This window comes from Streptomyces sp. NPDC048295 (genome assembly GCF_040652135.1).
Lineage (GTDB): Bacteria > Actinomycetota > Actinomycetes > Streptomycetales > Streptomycetaceae > Streptomyces.
Genome location: NZ_JBEZLL010000037.1, coordinates 39,689 through 56,482, shown reverse-complemented (window position 1 = coordinate 56,482; position 16,794 = coordinate 39,689). Strand labels below are relative to the sequence as shown.

At 73.1% G+C, this 16,794-nt stretch carries 14 protein-coding genes; 6 read left to right on the top strand and 8 right to left on the bottom strand.

Annotated features, from left to right (window positions below):
• Window positions 1-10: 10 nt before the first annotated feature.
• Window positions 11-1,258, bottom strand: a complete 1,248-nt coding sequence (locus AB0D53_RS36960) for an MFS transporter (RefSeq protein ID WP_362453743.1) — start codon at window positions 1,256-1,258, stop codon at window positions 11-13.
• 108 nt (window positions 1,259-1,366) lie between these two features.
• On the opposite strand from AB0D53_RS36960, the gene AB0D53_RS36955 reads away from it, so the two are divergent.
• The 4 genes from AB0D53_RS36955 to AB0D53_RS36940 all read left to right on the top strand — a co-directional run bounded on the left by AB0D53_RS36955 (window position 1,367) and on the right by AB0D53_RS36940 (window position 6,450).
• A complete protein-coding gene (locus AB0D53_RS36955; RefSeq protein ID WP_362453742.1) occupies window positions 1,367-2,581 on the top strand; it encodes an ROK family protein in 1,215 nt (404 codons plus the stop codon).
• A gap of 224 nt (window positions 2,582-2,805) precedes the next feature.
• Complete coding sequence (locus AB0D53_RS36950) at window positions 2,806-3,096, top strand: SHOCT domain-containing protein (protein ID WP_329813794.1); 291 nt, start codon at window positions 2,806-2,808, stop codon at window positions 3,094-3,096.
• Window positions 3,093-3,881 carry an ABC transporter ATP-binding protein gene (locus AB0D53_RS36945; protein WP_362453741.1) on the top strand — a complete coding sequence of 263 codons (789 nt, stop codon included), beginning with the start codon at window positions 3,093-3,095 and terminating at the stop codon, window positions 3,879-3,881. Before AB0D53_RS36950 ends, AB0D53_RS36945 begins: the two co-directional genes overlap by 4 nt.
• A gap of 4 nt (window positions 3,882-3,885) precedes the next feature.
• Window positions 3,886-6,450, top strand: coding sequence for an ABC transporter permease (locus tag AB0D53_RS36940; protein WP_362453740.1), 2,565 nt, complete (start codon window positions 3,886-3,888; stop codon window positions 6,448-6,450).
• A 6-nt stretch (window positions 6,451-6,456) separates the two neighbouring features.
• Here the strand turns inward: AB0D53_RS36940 and AB0D53_RS36935 are convergent, their stop codons facing one another.
• Together AB0D53_RS36935 and AB0D53_RS36930 are read right to left on the bottom strand one after the other, a co-directional pair.
• A complete protein-coding gene (locus AB0D53_RS36935; protein WP_362453739.1) occupies window positions 6,457-6,978 on the bottom strand; it encodes an ATP-binding protein in 522 nt (173 codons plus the stop codon).
• 186 nt (window positions 6,979-7,164) lie between these two features.
• A complete protein-coding gene (locus AB0D53_RS36930) occupies window positions 7,165-7,482 on the bottom strand; it encodes a hypothetical protein (RefSeq protein ID WP_072485217.1) in 318 nt (105 codons plus the stop codon).
• Between the two features lie 206 nt (window positions 7,483-7,688).
• Between AB0D53_RS36930 and AB0D53_RS36925 the strand changes: the two genes are divergently transcribed.
• Complete coding sequence (locus tag AB0D53_RS36925) at window positions 7,689-8,819, top strand: PLP-dependent cysteine synthase family protein (protein ID WP_362453738.1); 1,131 nt, start codon at window positions 7,689-7,691, stop codon at window positions 8,817-8,819.
• A 39-nt stretch (window positions 8,820-8,858) separates the two neighbouring features.
• Here AB0D53_RS36925 and AB0D53_RS36920 read toward each other — a convergent pair whose 3' ends face one another.
• The 3 genes from AB0D53_RS36920 to AB0D53_RS36910 form a co-directional block, all read right to left on the bottom strand.
• Window positions 8,859-9,338, bottom strand: coding sequence for an SRPBCC family protein (locus tag AB0D53_RS36920; RefSeq protein ID WP_362453737.1), 480 nt, complete (start codon window positions 9,336-9,338; stop codon window positions 8,859-8,861).
• Between the two features lie 117 nt (window positions 9,339-9,455).
• Window positions 9,456-9,908, bottom strand: coding sequence for an SRPBCC family protein (locus AB0D53_RS36915; protein ID WP_362453736.1), 453 nt, complete (start codon window positions 9,906-9,908; stop codon window positions 9,456-9,458).
• 141 nt (window positions 9,909-10,049) lie between these two features.
• Window positions 10,050-10,886 carry a DeoR/GlpR family DNA-binding transcription regulator gene (locus AB0D53_RS36910; RefSeq protein WP_362453735.1) on the bottom strand — a complete coding sequence of 279 codons (837 nt, stop codon included), beginning with the start codon at window positions 10,884-10,886 and terminating at the stop codon, window positions 10,050-10,052.
• A 187-nt stretch (window positions 10,887-11,073) separates the two neighbouring features.
• Here AB0D53_RS36910 and AB0D53_RS36905 point away from each other — a divergent pair, with 187 nt between their 5' ends.
• A complete protein-coding gene (locus AB0D53_RS36905; protein WP_362453734.1) occupies window positions 11,074-13,506 on the top strand; it encodes a hypothetical protein in 2,433 nt (810 codons plus the stop codon).
• Here AB0D53_RS36905 and AB0D53_RS36900 read toward each other — a convergent pair.
• A complete protein-coding gene (locus AB0D53_RS36900; RefSeq protein WP_362453733.1) occupies window positions 13,476-15,914 on the bottom strand; it encodes a right-handed parallel beta-helix repeat-containing protein in 2,439 nt (812 codons plus the stop codon). The genes AB0D53_RS36905 and AB0D53_RS36900 overlap by 31 nt on opposite strands.
• Window positions 15,915-16,067: 153 nt before the next feature.
• Entirely contained in the window at window positions 16,068-16,676 is a 609-nt protein-coding gene (locus AB0D53_RS36895; RefSeq protein ID WP_362453732.1) for a hypothetical protein, read from the bottom strand.
• Between the last annotated feature and the right edge of the window lie 118 nt (window positions 16,677-16,794).

Here is a 16,794-nt window from a genome sequence, read left to right as displayed (position 1 = left end):
TGTGTCAGTGCTACGGGCCTTCCGGCGCTGTGAGTCCGGTCGCTCGGGCATGGGTCGCGTTGCGTGCCGCGTATCCCAGTGCCGCGGCGGCGACGGCCAGCAGCGCCACCGTGGTGAGAGCCACCGGGAGCGAGAACCAGTCGGTCAGGAAGCCGATCGCGGGCGGCCCGAGCAGCATCCCGCCGTATCCCAGTGTCGACGCGGCGGCCACCCCGCCGGCTCCGGCCAGCTCGCCGGCCCGGCCGACCGCGACCGGGAAGACATTGGCCAGGCCGAGACCGGTGACCGCGAAGCCGAGGAGGGCCGCCCATGTGGTGGGGGCGAGCGAGCCGAGCAGCATCCCGGCGGCGGCCGTCACGCCGCCCACGACCAGGGTGCGGGTCTGGCCGAGCCGTTCGAGCAGCGCCGTGCCGCTGAGCCGGCCCGCCGTCATGGCCAGGGCGAACAGGGAGTATCCGGCGGCCGCGACGCCGGGGTGGGCGTGCAGGTCCTGTTCCAGATGGAGGGCGCCCCAGTCGGCCAGCGCGCCTTCACCGTAGGCGGTGCAGAGCGCGATCACACCGAACAGGACCACCAGTCGGCGGGTCCTTCCGTCCGGCCGCCGCGGTGGTGCGGAACCTGCGGCCCCGACCGCGGGCCGGGGCGCCGGGTGGCGCAGCAGCACCGGTCCCGCCACCGCGGTGACCAGGAGCCCTGCCGCGGTCAGGGCGAGGAGGTGGGTGGCGGGGGAGAGGCCGCCCGCGACCAGGCCGCCGAGTCCGGCGCCGACCATCCCGCCGAGACTGAAGGCCGCGTGGAAGCCGGGCATCACGGGGCGTCCCAGCGCGGCGACCAGATCGACCGCGGCGCTGTTCATCGCCACGTTCATCCCGCCGTACGCGGCGCCGAAGACCAGCAGGACCAGGCCGAGCGCGAGCGCCGAACTCGTCTGCGCCGGCAGGGCGATGGCGAGCGAGAGCAGTACGCCGCAGACCACGGTCACCGGGTGGCTGCCGAAGCGCCGGCAGAGCCGGCCGGTGAACATCATGGTCACCACCGCCCCGGCGGAGACTCCGAGCAGGGCGAGGCCCAGGGCGGCGGCGGAGGCACCGGTCTGGTGCTTGATGGCCGGGATGCGGACGACCCAGCCGGCGAAGAGGAAGCCGTCGAGGGCGAAGAACACGGTCAGGGCGGTACGGAGGCGGGCCGACGGGGGTGCGGTGGTGTTTCCGCCCGGTCCCCCCGGTAGGGCCGTCCGCAGTTTGTTTAGTTGCGGCACAAACTCAGCATAGGGGCGCGGCGACAATGGACGCAAGACGGTCGGCAGGTGCGCAGCCGTGCCACCGGGGCGTCGGGCGCACCTGCGGACCATGGGAGACTCGCCCCCATGAACGGCAAGGTGTCCACCACTCGGACAAAGTTGGAGAGGGGCCGCAGCGCGCTCGGACCCGCGCTGGAACTGGTCCACACCGGACGCGCGCCCACCCGCGCCGTCCTCACCTCCGAGCTCGGCGTCACCCGGGCGACGGCCGGTGCGGTCGCCGCTGAGCTGGAGGCACTCGGCCTGATCCGGGTCGACTCCCGGCCGGGTTCCGCAGCCGGCTCGCAGGGCCGCCCCTCGCACCGGCTGTCGGTCCGGGAGTCCGGACCGGTCGCCATCGCCGCTCAGGTGCACGCCGACGGATTCCGTGCCGCGCTCGTCGGGCTGGGCGGACGGCTCGTGGCCACCGCCCCCGGCTGTGTCACCGTCACGGCCGACCCGGCACAGGTCATCGGTGAAGTGGTCGACGACTGCGCCCGGTTGCTGCGGGACAGCGGACTGCGCTGCGTCGGCGCGGGGCTCGCGGTGCCGTCGGCGGTCGCCGAACCGGAGGGCACCGCGCTCAACCCGCTGCACATCGCCTGGCCGGCCGGCGCCCCGGTGAGCGAGATCTTCGCCGACTGCGTACGCGAAGCAGGCATCCCCGGACCGGCGTTCACCGGTAACGACGTCAACCTCGCCGCGCTCGCCGAACACCGTCACGGCGCGGGGCGCGGCGCTCAGCATCTGCTCTGCGTGGCCACCGGCCACCGGGGCGTGGGCGGCGCCCTGGTCCTCGACGGCCGCCTGCACACCGGGAGTTCGGGCCTCGCTCTGGAAGTGGGTCATCTCACGGTGAACCCCGAGGGGCGCCCCTGCCACTGCGGCGGACGCGGCTGCCTGGACGTCGAGACCGACCCGCTGGCCTTCCTCGTCGCCGCCCGTCGAGAGCCCGGCCCCGAGGAGTCGCTGCTCAAGCAGGCCGGTGATCTGCTGCGCTCGGAGTACGCGGACGCGGCGGTGCGCGGCGCGGCCGAGGAGCTGATCGACCGGCTCGGCCTCGGGCTCGCCGGGCTGGTCAACATCCTCAACCCCGACCGCATCGTCCTCGGCGGACTGCACCGCGCCCTGCTCGACGCGGACCCGGAGCGGCTGCGTGCGGTGGTCGCCGACCGCAGCCTGTGGGGGCGCAGCGGCAGTGTGCCGATCCTGCCGTGCACGCTCGACCACAACAGCCTGGTGGGCGCTGCGGAGTTGGCCTGGCAGCCGGTGCTGGACGACCCGCTGGCCGCGCTGGCCTGACAGCGGTTCGACGGTACGGCCCCGGGGCCCTCGGTCCCAGGGGCCGCCACTGGCGCCCTCGCCCCCCGGCCGCCGCCGGGAGCAGCCACAGGAGCGCCACGTACTCCCGAGGGGGTACGCGCAGTGCCGCTGGCCGTACGACGACTCGGACCCCCTCCTCGGGCGAGGCTCACAAGGGTCAGGAACACCTGACCGCAGACCCCGCACCGAGGGAGCTGACCGAGATGAACACCCTGGCGTACAGCGCTGGACCCGGGCCCTGGATCCTCCTCTTCCCGCTCTTCTGGGCGGCCGTCGTCATCGGCGGCGTCACCCTGCTGCGCCGTACCGCCCGGCGCGGCCGACGAGGCCCCTGCCAGGCCCGTACCACCCCCGAGGCACCCGCCGAACCGTCACCGATCACCCTGCTCGGGCGGCGCTTCGCGGCCGGGGAGATCGACGAGGAGGACTACTGGCGCAGACTCTCCGTCCTGGACGAACAGTTCGGCCGCGGCAGCAAGGGAGGCCTCGCATGACCACCACAGTCCCGGTCTCCGGACCCGCCCCCGCATCCGTACCCGCCTCCGCCGCCCGGGTCGTCGACGCAGTGAAGCTCTACGGCACGGGCGACACCCGGGTCAGGGCCCTGGACGGGGTGAGCGTCGACTTCCCGGCCGGACGGTTCACCGCCATCATGGGGCCCTCCGGATCCGGGAAATCCACCCTGATGCACTGCGCCGCCGGACTCGACACGCTCACCTCGGGCTCCGCCTTCATCGGCGGCACCGACATCAGCGCGCTCGACGACCGCCGGCTCACCCTGCTGCGCCGCCGGCGGATCGGCTTCGTCTTCCAGTCCTTCAACCTCCTGCCGACGCTCACCGTCGCCGAGAACATCACCCTTCCCCTCGACCTCGCGGGGGAGCGGCCCGACCAGGAGTGGCTCGACGCCCTCGTCGACACCGTCGGGCTCCGCGACCGGCTGCGCCACCGGCCCGGCGAACTCTCCGGCGGGCAGCAGCAGCGGGTGGCGGTGGCCCGGGCCTTCGCGGGCAGCCCCGATGTCGTCTTCGCCGACGAACCGACCGGCAATCTCGACTCCCGCTCCGGGCAGGAAGTGCTCCGGCTGCTCGGCCGCACCGTCCGGCAGACCGCCCGGACCGTCGTCATGGTCACCCACGACCCGGTCGCCGCCGCCCACGCGGACGAGGTCGTCTTCCTCGCCGACGGCCGGCTCGTCGACCGCATGCCCGACCCCACGGCGGAGCGCGTGCTCGACCGCTTCAAGTCCTTCGCCCCCCACCCCTCGCGCAGGCGGTGACGGCATGAACGGCACCCGCGCCTCCGTACGCCTGAGCATCGCCTCGCTCCGCACCCACGGACGCCGCTTCGCCGGTACGTTCGTCGCCGTCCTGCTCGGCGTCGCGTTCCTCACCGGGACGCTCGTCATGGGCGACACACTGCGCGCGAGCTTCGACACCCTGTTCGCCGACGCCAACGCCGGAACCGACGCCGTCGTGCGCGGCTCCGACGTCGTCACCGTCGCCGGCGAGACCCAGGGCACCCGGCAGCCGGTCGGCACCGCACTCCTGAAGCGGATCGAGCGGACACCCGGGGTCGCCGCGGCGGCCCCCGACATCCAGGGCGCCGGCCAGCTCGTCGGCGCCGACGGCCGGCCCGTCGGCGGCCAGGGCCCGCCCACCCTCGCCGGCAACTGGATCGACGACCCCGAACTCAACCCGTACCGGCTCGCCGCCGGCCACGCCCCGACCGCCCCAGGTGAGGTCGTCGTGAACCGCGGCACCGCCGAGCGGGGCGGGCTCAGGATCGGCGACACCACCGTGCTGCGCACCCCCGACCCCGTACACGTCCGCATCGTCGGACTGGCCACCTTCGGCGGCCAGGACGGCATGGGGCAGGTCACCTACACGGCCATGACACGGGCCGACGCCGAGAAGTACCTCACGCCGAAGCCCGGCCAGGCATCGGCCATCCAGGTCCGCGCAACCCCCGGCACCGGCCAGCGGGAACTCGTGGACGCGCTGCGGCCGGTGCTGCCCAGGGGCGTCGAGGTCATTACCGGACAGGCCGCGGCCGCCGAGAACCGGGACATGATCTCCGGTGCCTTCCTCGGCCTGTTCACCACACTGCTGCTGGTCTTCTCGGGCATCGTGCTGCTCGTCGCCACCTTCTCCATCCACAACACCTTCGCGATCGTCGTCGCCCAGCGGACCCGCGAGAACGCCCTGCTGCGCGCCCTCGGCGCCGCCCGCCGCCAGATCCTCGCCGCGACACTCGTGGAGGCCGGCGTGGTCGCCGTGATCGCCTCCGCCGCGGGCCTGGCCGGAGGCATCGGCATCGCCGCCGGACTCCAGGCGCTCTTCCCCGCCGTCGGATTCCCGTTCCCCGAAGGCTCGTTGGTGATCGGCGCCGTCTCGCTGCTGCTGCCGCTCGCCGTGGGAGTCCTGGTCTGCCTCGGCTCCGCGGTCCTGCCCGCCGTCCGGGCCGGACGCACCGCTCCGCTCGCCGCACTGCGCGAGAGCGCCGTCGACGACTCCGGGACGTCCCGGACGCGGGCCCTTGCCGGGCTCGTGCTGCTTGTGGCCTCGCTCGGCGTCATCCTGACCGGCACCCTGGCCGCCCCGTCCGTCTGGCTGTCGGCCATCGGCGCGGTGCTGGCGCTCGCCGCGTTCGTGGTGCTCGGCCCGGTCGCCGCCACGTACGCGGTACGGGCCCTCGGCGCCCCGCTCCACCGGTTGCGCGGCGTCACCGGCCGACTGGCCGGGCGCAACGCCCTGCGCAGCCCCCGGAGGACGGCGTCCACCGCGACCGCGCTGATGATCGGCGTCGCCGTGGTCTCCCTCTTCACCGTTTTCGGGGCGTCGCTGAAGGCGACCATGAACCGCACCGTCGACCGTTCCTTCGCGGGCGACGTCGCCATCAGCGCGCCCTCCTTCGGCGCGGGCGGCAGCGGCCTCAGCCCCCGGCTCGCCCCGGCCGTCGGCCGGCTGCCGCAGGTCGCGACCGCCGTCGGTCTCGGCAAGGGGGTCGCGAAGGTCGGCGGTGCGGGACGGGCCCTGACCGTCACCGACCCGGCCGCACTCGGCAGGGTCCTCGACCTCGGCCGGGTCGACGGCTCGCTGACGGGGCTGGGCACGGACGGGCTCGCCGTTTCCGGCGCCGAGGCCGCCGAGCGCGGTCTGCACCCCGGCTCCAGGGCCCGGCTCGCCTTCGCCGACGGGACGCGGCGCGAGTTCACCGTCCGCGCCGTCTACGACCGGTCCGAGCTGGCGGGCGACTACGTCATCACCCGACAGGCCTGGGCCCCGCACCGCGCACAGGACTCCGACTCGCTGATCGCCGTCTCCTTCCGGCCCGGCGTGTCCACCGCCGACGGCAGGGCGGCGGTCGTGAAGACCGCGGCGGCGTACGGCAACCCCGAGGTACAGACCCGCGGCGAGTACGCGCGGTCCTCGGCCGGCGGCATCGACATGATGCTCACCCTGGTCTACGCCCTGCTGGCCCTCGCCGTGCTGATCGCCCTGCTGGGCATCGCCAACACGCTCGGCCTCGCCCTTCACGAACGGACCAGGGAGATGGGCCTGTTGCGAGCGGTGGGGCAGACCAGGAGCCAGTTGCGCTCGATGGTCCGCTGGGAATCCGTACTGGTGGCCGCGTTCGGCACGGCGGGCGGCCTGCTGCTCGGAGGCTTCCTCGGCTGGGTGCTGGTCGAGGCCTCCGCGGGCGACACCGCCGTCGCCTTCGACCTGCCGCCGCTGCGGCTCCTGGTGGTCGCCCTCGTGGGGGTCGCCGCCGGAGCGCTGGCGGGCCGAGGGCCTGCCCGGCGGGCGGCGCGGCTGAATGTGCTCCGCGCCATCGCCGCCGAGTAGCCCACGTCAGCCGACCACCGCCGACCGCGCGACGGAAGGCGTGGCGCTCCCCGGGTACGTGAAGGCGTCCAGCTCGAACGGCCCGTCCGTGGTGGCCCCGTACACCGGGTGCGGCGGGAGCGGGGCGCACCGGGGCGGGGCCGGAAGGGTGAACCAGACGACCTTTCCGGCCCCGCCCCTCGGGCGGACCCCCCAGCTCTCGCTGACCGCGGCGATCAGCGCGAGCCCGCGCCCCGAGGTACTGGACGCGCTGGGCTCGCGCACGGTCGGCATCCGTGGGTCGTGGTCATGGACCGACACCGTCAGCCGTTCGAGCAGCAGCTCTATCTCGACGGTGCATGACTTGTCCGGCTGGGCATGCCGGTGGACATTGGTCAGCAGTTCCGTGACGCCGAGCGCCGCCTGGTCGATCAGAGGATCGAGATGCCAGTAGCGCAGCTGCGCCGAGACGATTCTGCGGACCTGTCCGATCCGCGACGGCAGGGCCTGGAGCTCCACCGTGCAGTGCCTGCTTGGCTCGCTGATCACGGCTGCGACTCCCCGAAATAGGTCCGGAAGAAGACGAAGGAACGAATCCAGCAGCCGGCCGACTGCTGATTCGGCCCCGGCGGTGTGGATCACAGTGTCACCGCCGGTGAACCATGAGTGACGTGTCCAATGTCGCCCAGGGGTCATGGCTCCGCAACTCGCGCTCTCCCGGTGCCGCCGAGCGCGTCAGGTCATCCGGCCGCCCGCGCTGCGCAGGGTCTCCAGGAACCGCCGGGCCGGACCGGCCCGGTCCGGACCCCGGTTGCGCTGCCCCATCGTCAGCCGGTACCGCGTCCCGTTGAGGCGGGCCACGGCCGCACCGGCCCCGGCGAACCACGGCCTGCCCGCACTCACCGTCACCACCGGGGCGCTGTCGATCTCCCGTCCGTTGCTGGTCAGCAGAGCCAGTCTGCCGTCCTTGACGATCACCTGCCCGGCCCTCGTGAGCGAGCGGGCCCACCGCTCGATCCGTACCCCCGTCGCACTGAACTCCGTTTCCGGCATGGCTGCTTCGCCCCCTTCGTGACACTTCTGATGGGAAGTCTGCACAAACCGGGGGCGCCGCGCCAGGCCGCGTACCGACCGGAGCCGCGGTCTCCGGTCCTGTCGGCGCCAAGGCAGGGCTATGGAGCATCAAAGTGAACGTTTGTGCAGGTGGGGGGAATAGGTTGTGGGTGGAGAGCGATGGTGACACGAGAGGGAGCGCGCTGATGGGCACCGAGGAGCACAAGGACGGCGGCCGGGCCGCGGCGACGATCGACATCGACCGTTCCGACGCCGGGTACCGGGCCTGGCTGAAGGAGGCGGTGCGCAAGGTCCAGGCCGACGCCAACCGTTCCGCCGACACCCATCTGCTGCGCTTCCCGCTGCCCGAGGCCTGGGGCATCGACCTCTACCTCAAGGACGAGTCGACACACCCCACCGGCAGTCTCAAGCACCGGCTGGCCCGCTCGCTCTTCCTCTACGGGCTCTGCAACGGCTGGATCCGGCCGGGCAAGCCGGTGATCGAGGCGTCCAGCGGTTCGACGGCCGTCTCGGAGGCGTACTTCGCCAAGCTGATCGGTGTGCCGTTCATCGCCGTGATGCCCCGCACCACCAGTCCCGAGAAGTGCCGGCTGATCGAATTCCACGGCGGCCGATGTCACTTCGTCGACGACTCCCGGAAGATGTACGAGGAGTCCGCCACGCTCGCCGCGGAGACCGGCGGACACTACATGGACCAGTTCACCTATGCCGAGCGGGCCACCGACTGGCGCGGCAACAACAACATCGCCGAGTCGATCTACCAGCAGCTGCGGCTGGAGCGCTATCCGGAACCGACGTGGATCGTCGCCACGGCCGGAACCGGGGGCACCTCGGCGACGATCGCCCGCTATGTGCACTACATGCAGTTCGACACCCGGATCTGCGTGCCCGACCCGGAGAACTCCTGCTTCTTCGACGGCTGGACCAACCACAATCCCCTGGCCACCAGCGACTGCGGCTCCCGGATCGAGGGCATCGGCAGGCCCCGGATGGAGCCGAGCTTCGTGCCCGGCGCCATCGACCGGATGATGAAGGTGCCGGACGCGGCCAGTGTCGCGGCCGTACGCGCCCTGGAGAAGGCCATCGGCCGCAAGGCCGGCGGCTCCACCGGCACCGGGCTGTGGAGCGCGTTCAAGCTGGTCGCCGAGATGGTCGAGCAGGGCAGTACGGGCAGCGTCGTCACCCTGATCTGCGACCCGGGGGACCGCTACCTGGACAAGTACTACTCCGACAGCTGGCTCGCCGGGCAGGGCCTGGACATCGCCCCGCACGCCGCGACCATCGACTCCTTCCTCACCGACGGCAACTGGCCCTGAGCGCCGGAACCGGACCGGGTGCGTCCGGCACGGCGGCGCTCAGGCCGCGGACCCGGTCAGCCGCCGGTCCAGCTCGCGCACCGCGAGCCGGAAGGAGCGGCCCACCCCCGGCCGGGCCAGCCGCAGGGCGAACCGGAAGGGCGCGGAGCCGTCGGTGGCGAACGTCCACCGCACCCGCGTCCCGGTCCCGGCGGGCGTGAGCCGCCATTCCTCCAACAGGGCGCGCATTCCGGGGGCGTTGGTCCGGTCGGCCCGGTAGGCGTAACGTCGGCCGGGCTCCGTCGCCATGATCGTCTCGTGGATCACGAAGCCGCCCTTGAGCCGGACCTCACGGCCCGCACCGTCCTCGGTGGGCCGGGCGGCCGTCACCGCCGTGAACCAGCCCGGCCAGCCCGGTACGTCGTCGGCGAGCGCGCGGTAGACCTCCTCGGGAGCGGCGGACACCTCTGCGGCGAAGACCAGTCGCAGCGGAGCGTTCTCCGTGAAATCGAGTTCCACGGAGCGGAGTCGGCGTGACATGGAACGCACCTCCCGTGCGGTCGGTGGCGGACGGGGCCGCCGCACACCATAGCTGACGCTTCATCAGATGTCGTCCTCCGCATGGACGTCACGGATGCGCCCGGGCCGCGTCACCCGCTACGGACGGTGCCGTGCCGGACGGTCCAGCATGCTGTCGAGAACCCGGCCGAAGACCCGGCGGCCCGCCCCGGCGATCAGCGGGTCGCCCCATCGCGGCAGCAGCCGTACGCCCAGCTCCTCGACCCACACCACATGGGATCCGGAATCCGTCGGGTACACATCGATCGAGGCCCGGCCCAGCACCAGCGAACCGCGCTTCTCCAGCCGGCACAGCCCCGCGCGCCCGCCGGCCGGCGGTGTCCAGCGCACCACTTCCATCGGGTCGTCGAACCCCAGCGGCCCCACGCCGGTGCGCGCCACGAAGACGGTGCCGACCCCGGTCGGCAGCCCCGCGGGGACGGTGATCGTGGTCAGCGGTACATGCGCGGCGTGCCGTTCCCAGTCCGTCACCCGGCGCCAGGACTCGGCGGCGGGGAGAGAGGTGAAACGCTCGATCCGGAAGACGGCCACGCCACGATCCTAAGGGCTTGCCGCAAGGTACCGGCCTCGCGCACCGCCCGGCGCGAGCCGAACGGAATCCACGCACCGCCGTCCGCGAAAGAACCGAGAGGCCCACTACCGCGCCAGGTCACTCAAGGTGACGAAGCCCTTCTAGGCGCCGGTGTCCCCGGACCGGCCGGCGACCACCAGGCCCGGCAGCTGCTCCTCGATCTCCTCGCGGGCTGCGGCCGAAAGGCCGGCGTCCGTCACGAACGTGTCCACCTGCTCCAGCGTCGCGAACGAACTCAGTCCCACCGTGCCCCACTTGGTGTGGTCCGCGACCACCACCACCCGCCGGGCCGACTGGACGAAACGGCGGTTGGTCTCGGCCTCCGCCAGATTCGGCGTGGAGAGCCCGGCCTCCACCGAGATCCCGTGCACCCCGAGGAACAGCACATCGAAGTGGAGGGAGGCGATCGCCTGATCGGCGACCGGACCGACCAACGAGTCCGAAGGAGTCCGCACCCCACCGGTGAGCACCACCGTGGCGGCCCCGGGCCGCGCCCCGGACGCGCCCCCCGGCCGCTGCGCGGCGTGGAAGACGTCGGCGACCCGTACCGAGTTGGTCACCACCGTCAGATCCGGCACGTCCAGCAACTGCTGGGCCAGCGCGTACGTCGTCGTGCCACCGGAGAGCGCGATCGCGCTGCCGGGCACCGCCATGGCCGCCGCCGCCCGCGCGATGTCCTCCTTGGCGGTCAGCTCCAGCGCCGACTTCGCCTCGAACCCGGGCTCGTGCGTACTGGCCTCGACCACCGGAACGGCCCCGCCGTGCACCTTCTCGATGACCCCCTGGCGGGCCAGCGCGTCCAGGTCCCGGCGGACCGTCATGTCGGAGACGTTCAGCTTGCGGGTCAGTTCGTTGACCCGGACCCCGCCGCGCCTGCGGACCTCGTCGAGGATCAGGGCGCGCCGCTGCTCCGCGAGCAGGTTCTGATTCTCGCTCAACGCCGGGTCCGGTCCTTCCCTCTGGCCGTGCAGCAGTCTCTTCGGACGGGGTCATCCTGCCACGCGGTGTCGCCGGCCGCCGCACTGGGGAGATTCCGTGAGAGGGGTGCGGCCGCCGGCCCTCTGCCACGATCCTGATGACCACCCGTCAACACTCCCCCCACGACCGAGAGAGCGAGTCACTCCAGTGCCACCTGCCACCCAGGCCCCGCAGAGTCCGGGGCCCGCGCTGGAACTGCTGGTCCACGGCGTGGGCGGCGCCACCCCCCAGGAGATGCTCGACGATCCCCGTACCGTCCGCATCACCGGTGACGCGACCGCCGCCATCTACCGGCGGGCCGAGGACACGGACGCCGAACAGCACCCCGAGCGGTACCGCGACCGGCCCATCCCCGAGGCCTACTGCTGGTCCAACCTGACCTCCGGCAACGGCTCCCGCGCCCTGTGGCTGCTCCTGCTCCCGTTCATGGTGGTCAACCTCGCCCACTGGATGCGCCCCACCGCCCGCTCCCGCACCCGCGCGGTGCGCCTGTACGGCGTCCTCGTCCGGCTCCTCGCACTCAGCCTCACGGTCCTGCTGACCGCGGCGGCCTGCGAGGTCGCGCTCGACCTGGCTGCCTGGCAGTGCGCGGGCGTACCCGACTGCTCCAACCAGCGCTCCTGGCTCGGCTTCCTGTCCACGGCGCAGGGCGGCTGGTGGTCCCAGCCGGGCCGCAGGCTGGCCCTCGCCGCCCTGGTGCCCACCGCGCTGGTGGCGCTTCTCTGGTTCCTGTCCAACCGGACCTGGAGCGCGTACGAATCACAGCGCCCGCTCACCGGGACCGATCCGGACGACGACGACGACCCGGGCCCGGCGCCCGCGTCCTCCCCGGCCACCACCGGCACCGCGCCCTTCGGCCACCCCGCCCTCGGCCGGCCGGGATTCTGGTACGGCCGCCGACTGGTCGCCCGGCTGCGCGCCGCTCACACCGCCGCCGGATTCCTGACCGTCGCCGCGTCGGTCGCGGGCGCGGCGGCCCGCCACGACCGCTCCGTCACCGGCCCCGTGCCCGGCGTCCTGGGGCGGCTCATCGAGGGGGCACTGGTGCTGGGCGGGATCGTGGTGCTCTGGGTGGTGTGCCGCCGAGGCCGCAGCGAACGGCGTCTCGACAACCGCCTCGACCGCGCCCTGATCACCTATCTGCCCGGTGCGGCCCTGGCCCTGCTCGTCCTCGCCGCGGTGTACGCGGCCTGGGCCCGCCCCGACTGGGCTTCGTCCGGTGCCCTGCCCGGTGACCTCGTCTTCAGCGTCATCACCCTCGGCCAGGGTGTACTCGTCGTCGTACTCGCCGTGGTGTCCCTGAGCCTGTACCGCCGTACCCCGGAACCCCGCACCGTCATGTTCGGACTCGGCGGGCCCGTGGTCGCCATGCTCGCCTGCGCCCTCGGCGGAGTCATGAGCGGCGGGGTCTCCCAGCGCGTCGCCGACTGGCTCGACGGGCCGGGCACCCCCGGCATGGGCGGGAACTCCGTCATCGAGGGACCGCCGGTGCTGCTCAGCTGGCAGGCGTCGGTCATCCCCGTGCTCCTGGTGCTCCTGGCCGTCCCCGCCCTCCTGCTGCTCGTCCGGACCTGGCTGACCGCCCGCGCCCTGGAGCCCCGCATCGACCAGGAGTACGAGGAGGCGCGGCCGGACCCCGCCCGGACCCGGCAGATCGCCCGGATCCGGGCCGCGGCCGCCCTCACCGACTCCACGCCCTGGATCCTCGGCCCGGTCTGCGGCGCCAGCCTGCTGCTCGGCACGGCGGCGGTCTACGGGGCCTGGGTGAGCGGAGAGGTGCCCGGGATCGCGCTGAAGGGCGACGGCGCGTTCATCGAGTCCCTCGCCCAGGCCGCGCAGTCGACCGGCTCCTGGATGGTCGGACTCGGCTTCATACTCTTCGTCACCTGGGGCCGCCGCGCCTACCGCGACGCCTCGGCCCGGCGCACCATCGGCATCCTCTGGGACGTCGGTACGTTCTGGCCGCGCGCCGCCCACCCCTTCGCGCCGCCCTGCTACGCCGAGCGCGCCGTCCCCGACCTGGCGTCACGGATGTCCGGCTGGACCGGACTCACCCGCGGCAGGCTCGTCATCTCCGGGCACTCCCAGGGAAGCGTCCTCGCGGCGTCCGCGGTCTGGCAGCTGCCCGCCCACACCCGCAGCCGGGTCGCCCTGCTCACCTACGGCTCGCCGATCGAGCGGCTGTACGCGCGCTGGTTCCCGGCGTACTTCGGCCCCGGACCGCTGCACGCACTGCACCGGTCCGTGCACTGCTGGCGCAACCTGTGGCGGGCCACCGACCCGATCGGCGGCCGGGTCCGGCTCGACGAGGGGCCCGGGCCCGAGGTGGACCGCGGGCCGCTGAAGGACCCCCTGGTCTACGGGCGCACCCCCGAACATCCGCTGCCCGAGGCCGTCCTGGGGCACTCGGACTACCAGGCCGACCCGGTCTTCGCCCAGGAACGGGCCGCGCTGCTGGAGCGGCTGGACCCCGTCCTGCCCCGCCAGGCCGGCGGGGAGGACGGTTCCGGGGCCCCGCAGACTCAGCACGGTTCCGGGGCCCCGCGGACTCAGGGCAGTTCCGGCAAGTCCTCGGGGTAGAGCAGGGTGAGGTCGTCCGTGCTCGGCTCGGCGAGCTGGGCGACCCGGCCCGCATGCCGCTCCACCATCGACTCGAAGGTCTGCCGTGCGGTGCGGCCGTTGCCGAACGCCGGGCCCTTGGGGAGCTCGGTGAAGTACTTCAGCAGCCCCTCCCCGGTCCCGGAGGCCAGGCTGTACTCGTGCTCGTCGGCCTGCTGCTCCACGATCCGCAACAGCTCGGCGGGCTCGTAGTCGCTGAAGGTGATGGTCCGGGAGAAACGGGACGCCACCCCGGGGTTGACGGTGAGGAACCGCTCCATCTCGTGGGTGTAACCGGCGACGATGACGACCACCGCGTCCCGGTGGTCCTCCATCAGCTTCACCAGCGTGTCGATCGCCTCCCGGCCGAAGTCCCGGCCGGAGTCCTCCGGCGACAGGGCGTACGCCTCGTCGACGAACAGCACCCCGCCGCGCGCCCGGTCGAAGGCCTCCTGGGTACGGATGGCGGTCGAGCCGATGTGCTCACCGACCAGATCGACACGTGACACCTCGATCAGATGGCCCCGTTCCAGCACCCCGAGCGAGGCGAGGATCTCGCCGTACAGCCGGGCCACGGTGGTCTTGCCGGTGCCGGGGGAGCCGGTGAACACGAGATGGCGCCGGACCGACGCGGCCTTGAGACCGGCCTCCTGGCGCCGGCGGCCCACCTCGATCATGTCGGTGAGGGCGCGCACCTCCCGCTTGACGCTGTCCAGGCCCACCAGCGCGTCCAGTTCCCCGAGTACCGCGTCCGACGCGCGCGCCGGCGTGGTGGCGGGCACCTCGGCCGGGGCGGGCTCGACGGCACGCTGTCCGGGAACGCCACCGAGCAGTCCGGGGGCCGACTGGGTCGCCGTCAGCACGGTGGGCGCCGGGGGAGCGGGGGAGCGCAGCGCGCTCTCGTCGCTCGTGCAGTCCTCCACGACGGGGCCGGTTCCCTGGCCGTCGCCGTGCGTGGCGCCCTGCTCGGCGAACTCGTACCCGCCGCGCGCGCACCGCTCGGTCCGGCAACGGGTCAGCGTCGTACGGCAGCCGTCCATCACATGGAAGCCGTAGCCGTCGCTGCCGGTGACCCGGCAGCTGTTGAACGTGCCGCGGCCCTCGGCGGAGACGTAGAAACCGGCCTCGGCGGGCGAGGTGACCGTGCAGCGCTCGATCGTCGGGTCGGCGCCCTTGGTGACGATCACTCCGGTCTGCGCCGTGTCGATGGTGCAGTTGTTGAGCGTGCCTCCGCTGCCGTGGTCGCGGAACCAGGCGCCGGTGGACGCCTCACGGATGCGGCAGTCGTCCAGCTGAGCGGTCGCCCCGTCGCTCACCGACACCGCCGTGTTGCGGACCTGGGACAGATCGCTGTCGACGACATCGGCGCGCGAGCCCCGGTCGAGCACGAAGATGGCGTCCGGCACGTCGTGGACCCGGCAGGAGTCCAGTATCACGGTCGCCCCGTCGCTCACCCAGACCGCGGGGTAGTCGCCCGTACTGTCGTGGATCTCGCACTGGTTGGCGTCGACGCGGGTACCGGGATCCCAGACCGAGAGGCCGTTGCGGCCGAAGCGGCGCACCGTGGACCGGGTCAGGGTGAGGACCGAACGGGAGCGCAGATCCACCGCGTTCTCCGGGATGTCGTGGATGTCGCAGTCGGCGAGCGTCAGCACGGCGTCGGTGTCGAGCGTGACGCCGTCCGACGAAGTGCGGTGCACCGTGCAGTCGGTGAGATGGGCGGCCGCACGGGCGGTCACCTGTATCCCGCTGCCCTTGATCTCGTACACCTCGCAGCCGACGCCCTCCAGGCCGCTGCCCTCCCCGGTGACGTTCAGCCCCGCCCCCGAGGCGTGGTGGATCCGGCAGCGCTCCAGCCGGGGATGCGCGCCGTCGCGTACCGAGACGCCGGACTGGCCGGCGGAGACGACCTCGCACTCCTCGAACACGCCGCCGGCGCCGTCGAGTACGGCGATGCCGACCCCGGCCGGGTTGTCGACCGTGCAGCGGCGCACGGTCGGCCGGGCCGCACCGCGCACCTCGATCCCGGCGGCGGACCGGGTGACGATCCGCAGGTCCGCGATCTCCGCCGCGCCGTCCTCGATCAGCAGCGCGGGGGCCGTCGAGTCCTGGCCCTCCACGTGCAGGTCCGAGACGACGGCGGAGGCGCGCACGGTCAGCGGCACCCCGTCGGCCGGAGCGATCCGCACGGAGCCGACGGACCCCTCGGGGCCGCGCAGGGTCACCGCGCGGTGCAGGACCAGATTCTCCCGGTAGGTACCGGGGGCGATGGTGAGGACATCGCCGTCGGCCGCGGCCTCCAGGGCTGCGGTGAGGGTGGCGTATTCGCCTGTGCGGCGCCGCCACCGCGATGTTCCGGTGTGCGTCACCTGGACCGTGCCCTGTGCCATGGCGCTGTTGTGCCCCCACCTCGTGCGTGTGTGATGCCCGTGCCACCGGCCTTCCGGCAGCGGTGAATCACGGGACCGCCCACCGGGAAGAGCGGGCGGGCCGGTCCACCGTAGCGCGCGCGGCGGGCGGGAGTTGACCCGATCAGCAGCTGATCAGCTGCCGGTCCCGGTCCTGCCCCAGTCCGGACCGGTCCTGGCCCAGTCCTGGTCGATTCGGGTGTACCGCCGCCGCATCATGCGCCGGACGGTCAGTTGCCGGACGCCCTCGATCAGTCCGACGCCGAGCAGCGCCGCCCCCAGCCCGGCCAGCACCGCGTGGGTGCGGGCGGTCGCGGCGTCCATGGGGCGCGGTACGGGACGGCCTTCGGGGTCCGTCCAGATCTCGACCTCGGAACCGGGACCGGCCCTCCGGGAGGAGGTCATCACCGTACCGCGGCGGTCCGTGCCGTCCGGGGCCTTCCAGCGCGCCACCACCGAGGTCTGCGAGCCGCGCTCCGAGGACGTCTCGGGATCGCTGACGAAACGCGGCGCTCGCGGTGACCGGCGCACCACGACCGCCGTGGTGGCCTGCCGTCCGGCCCGCTGGGCCCGCACCGATTTCTGCAGGGCGTCGTCGGTGTGCGCCCCGCACACCCAGCCCAGTGCCGGCGCCGCCAGCACCATGAGGAGCAACGCGACAAGAGCCACCCATGCCTCGCGCCGGTCAGTGGCGCGGCGCAGGGGATTGTGCCGCCACCGCCACACACCCGTAACCGCTCGCACAGTCCTGCACCCCCCTTCCGTATCCGTCTTAGCCTGATACGGCACGCTTCGCGCGCGGAAGGAGCGAAGAGAGAGCAACTTCACCCCGGCCAACGCGCGGACCACCCCCGTGAGTTCC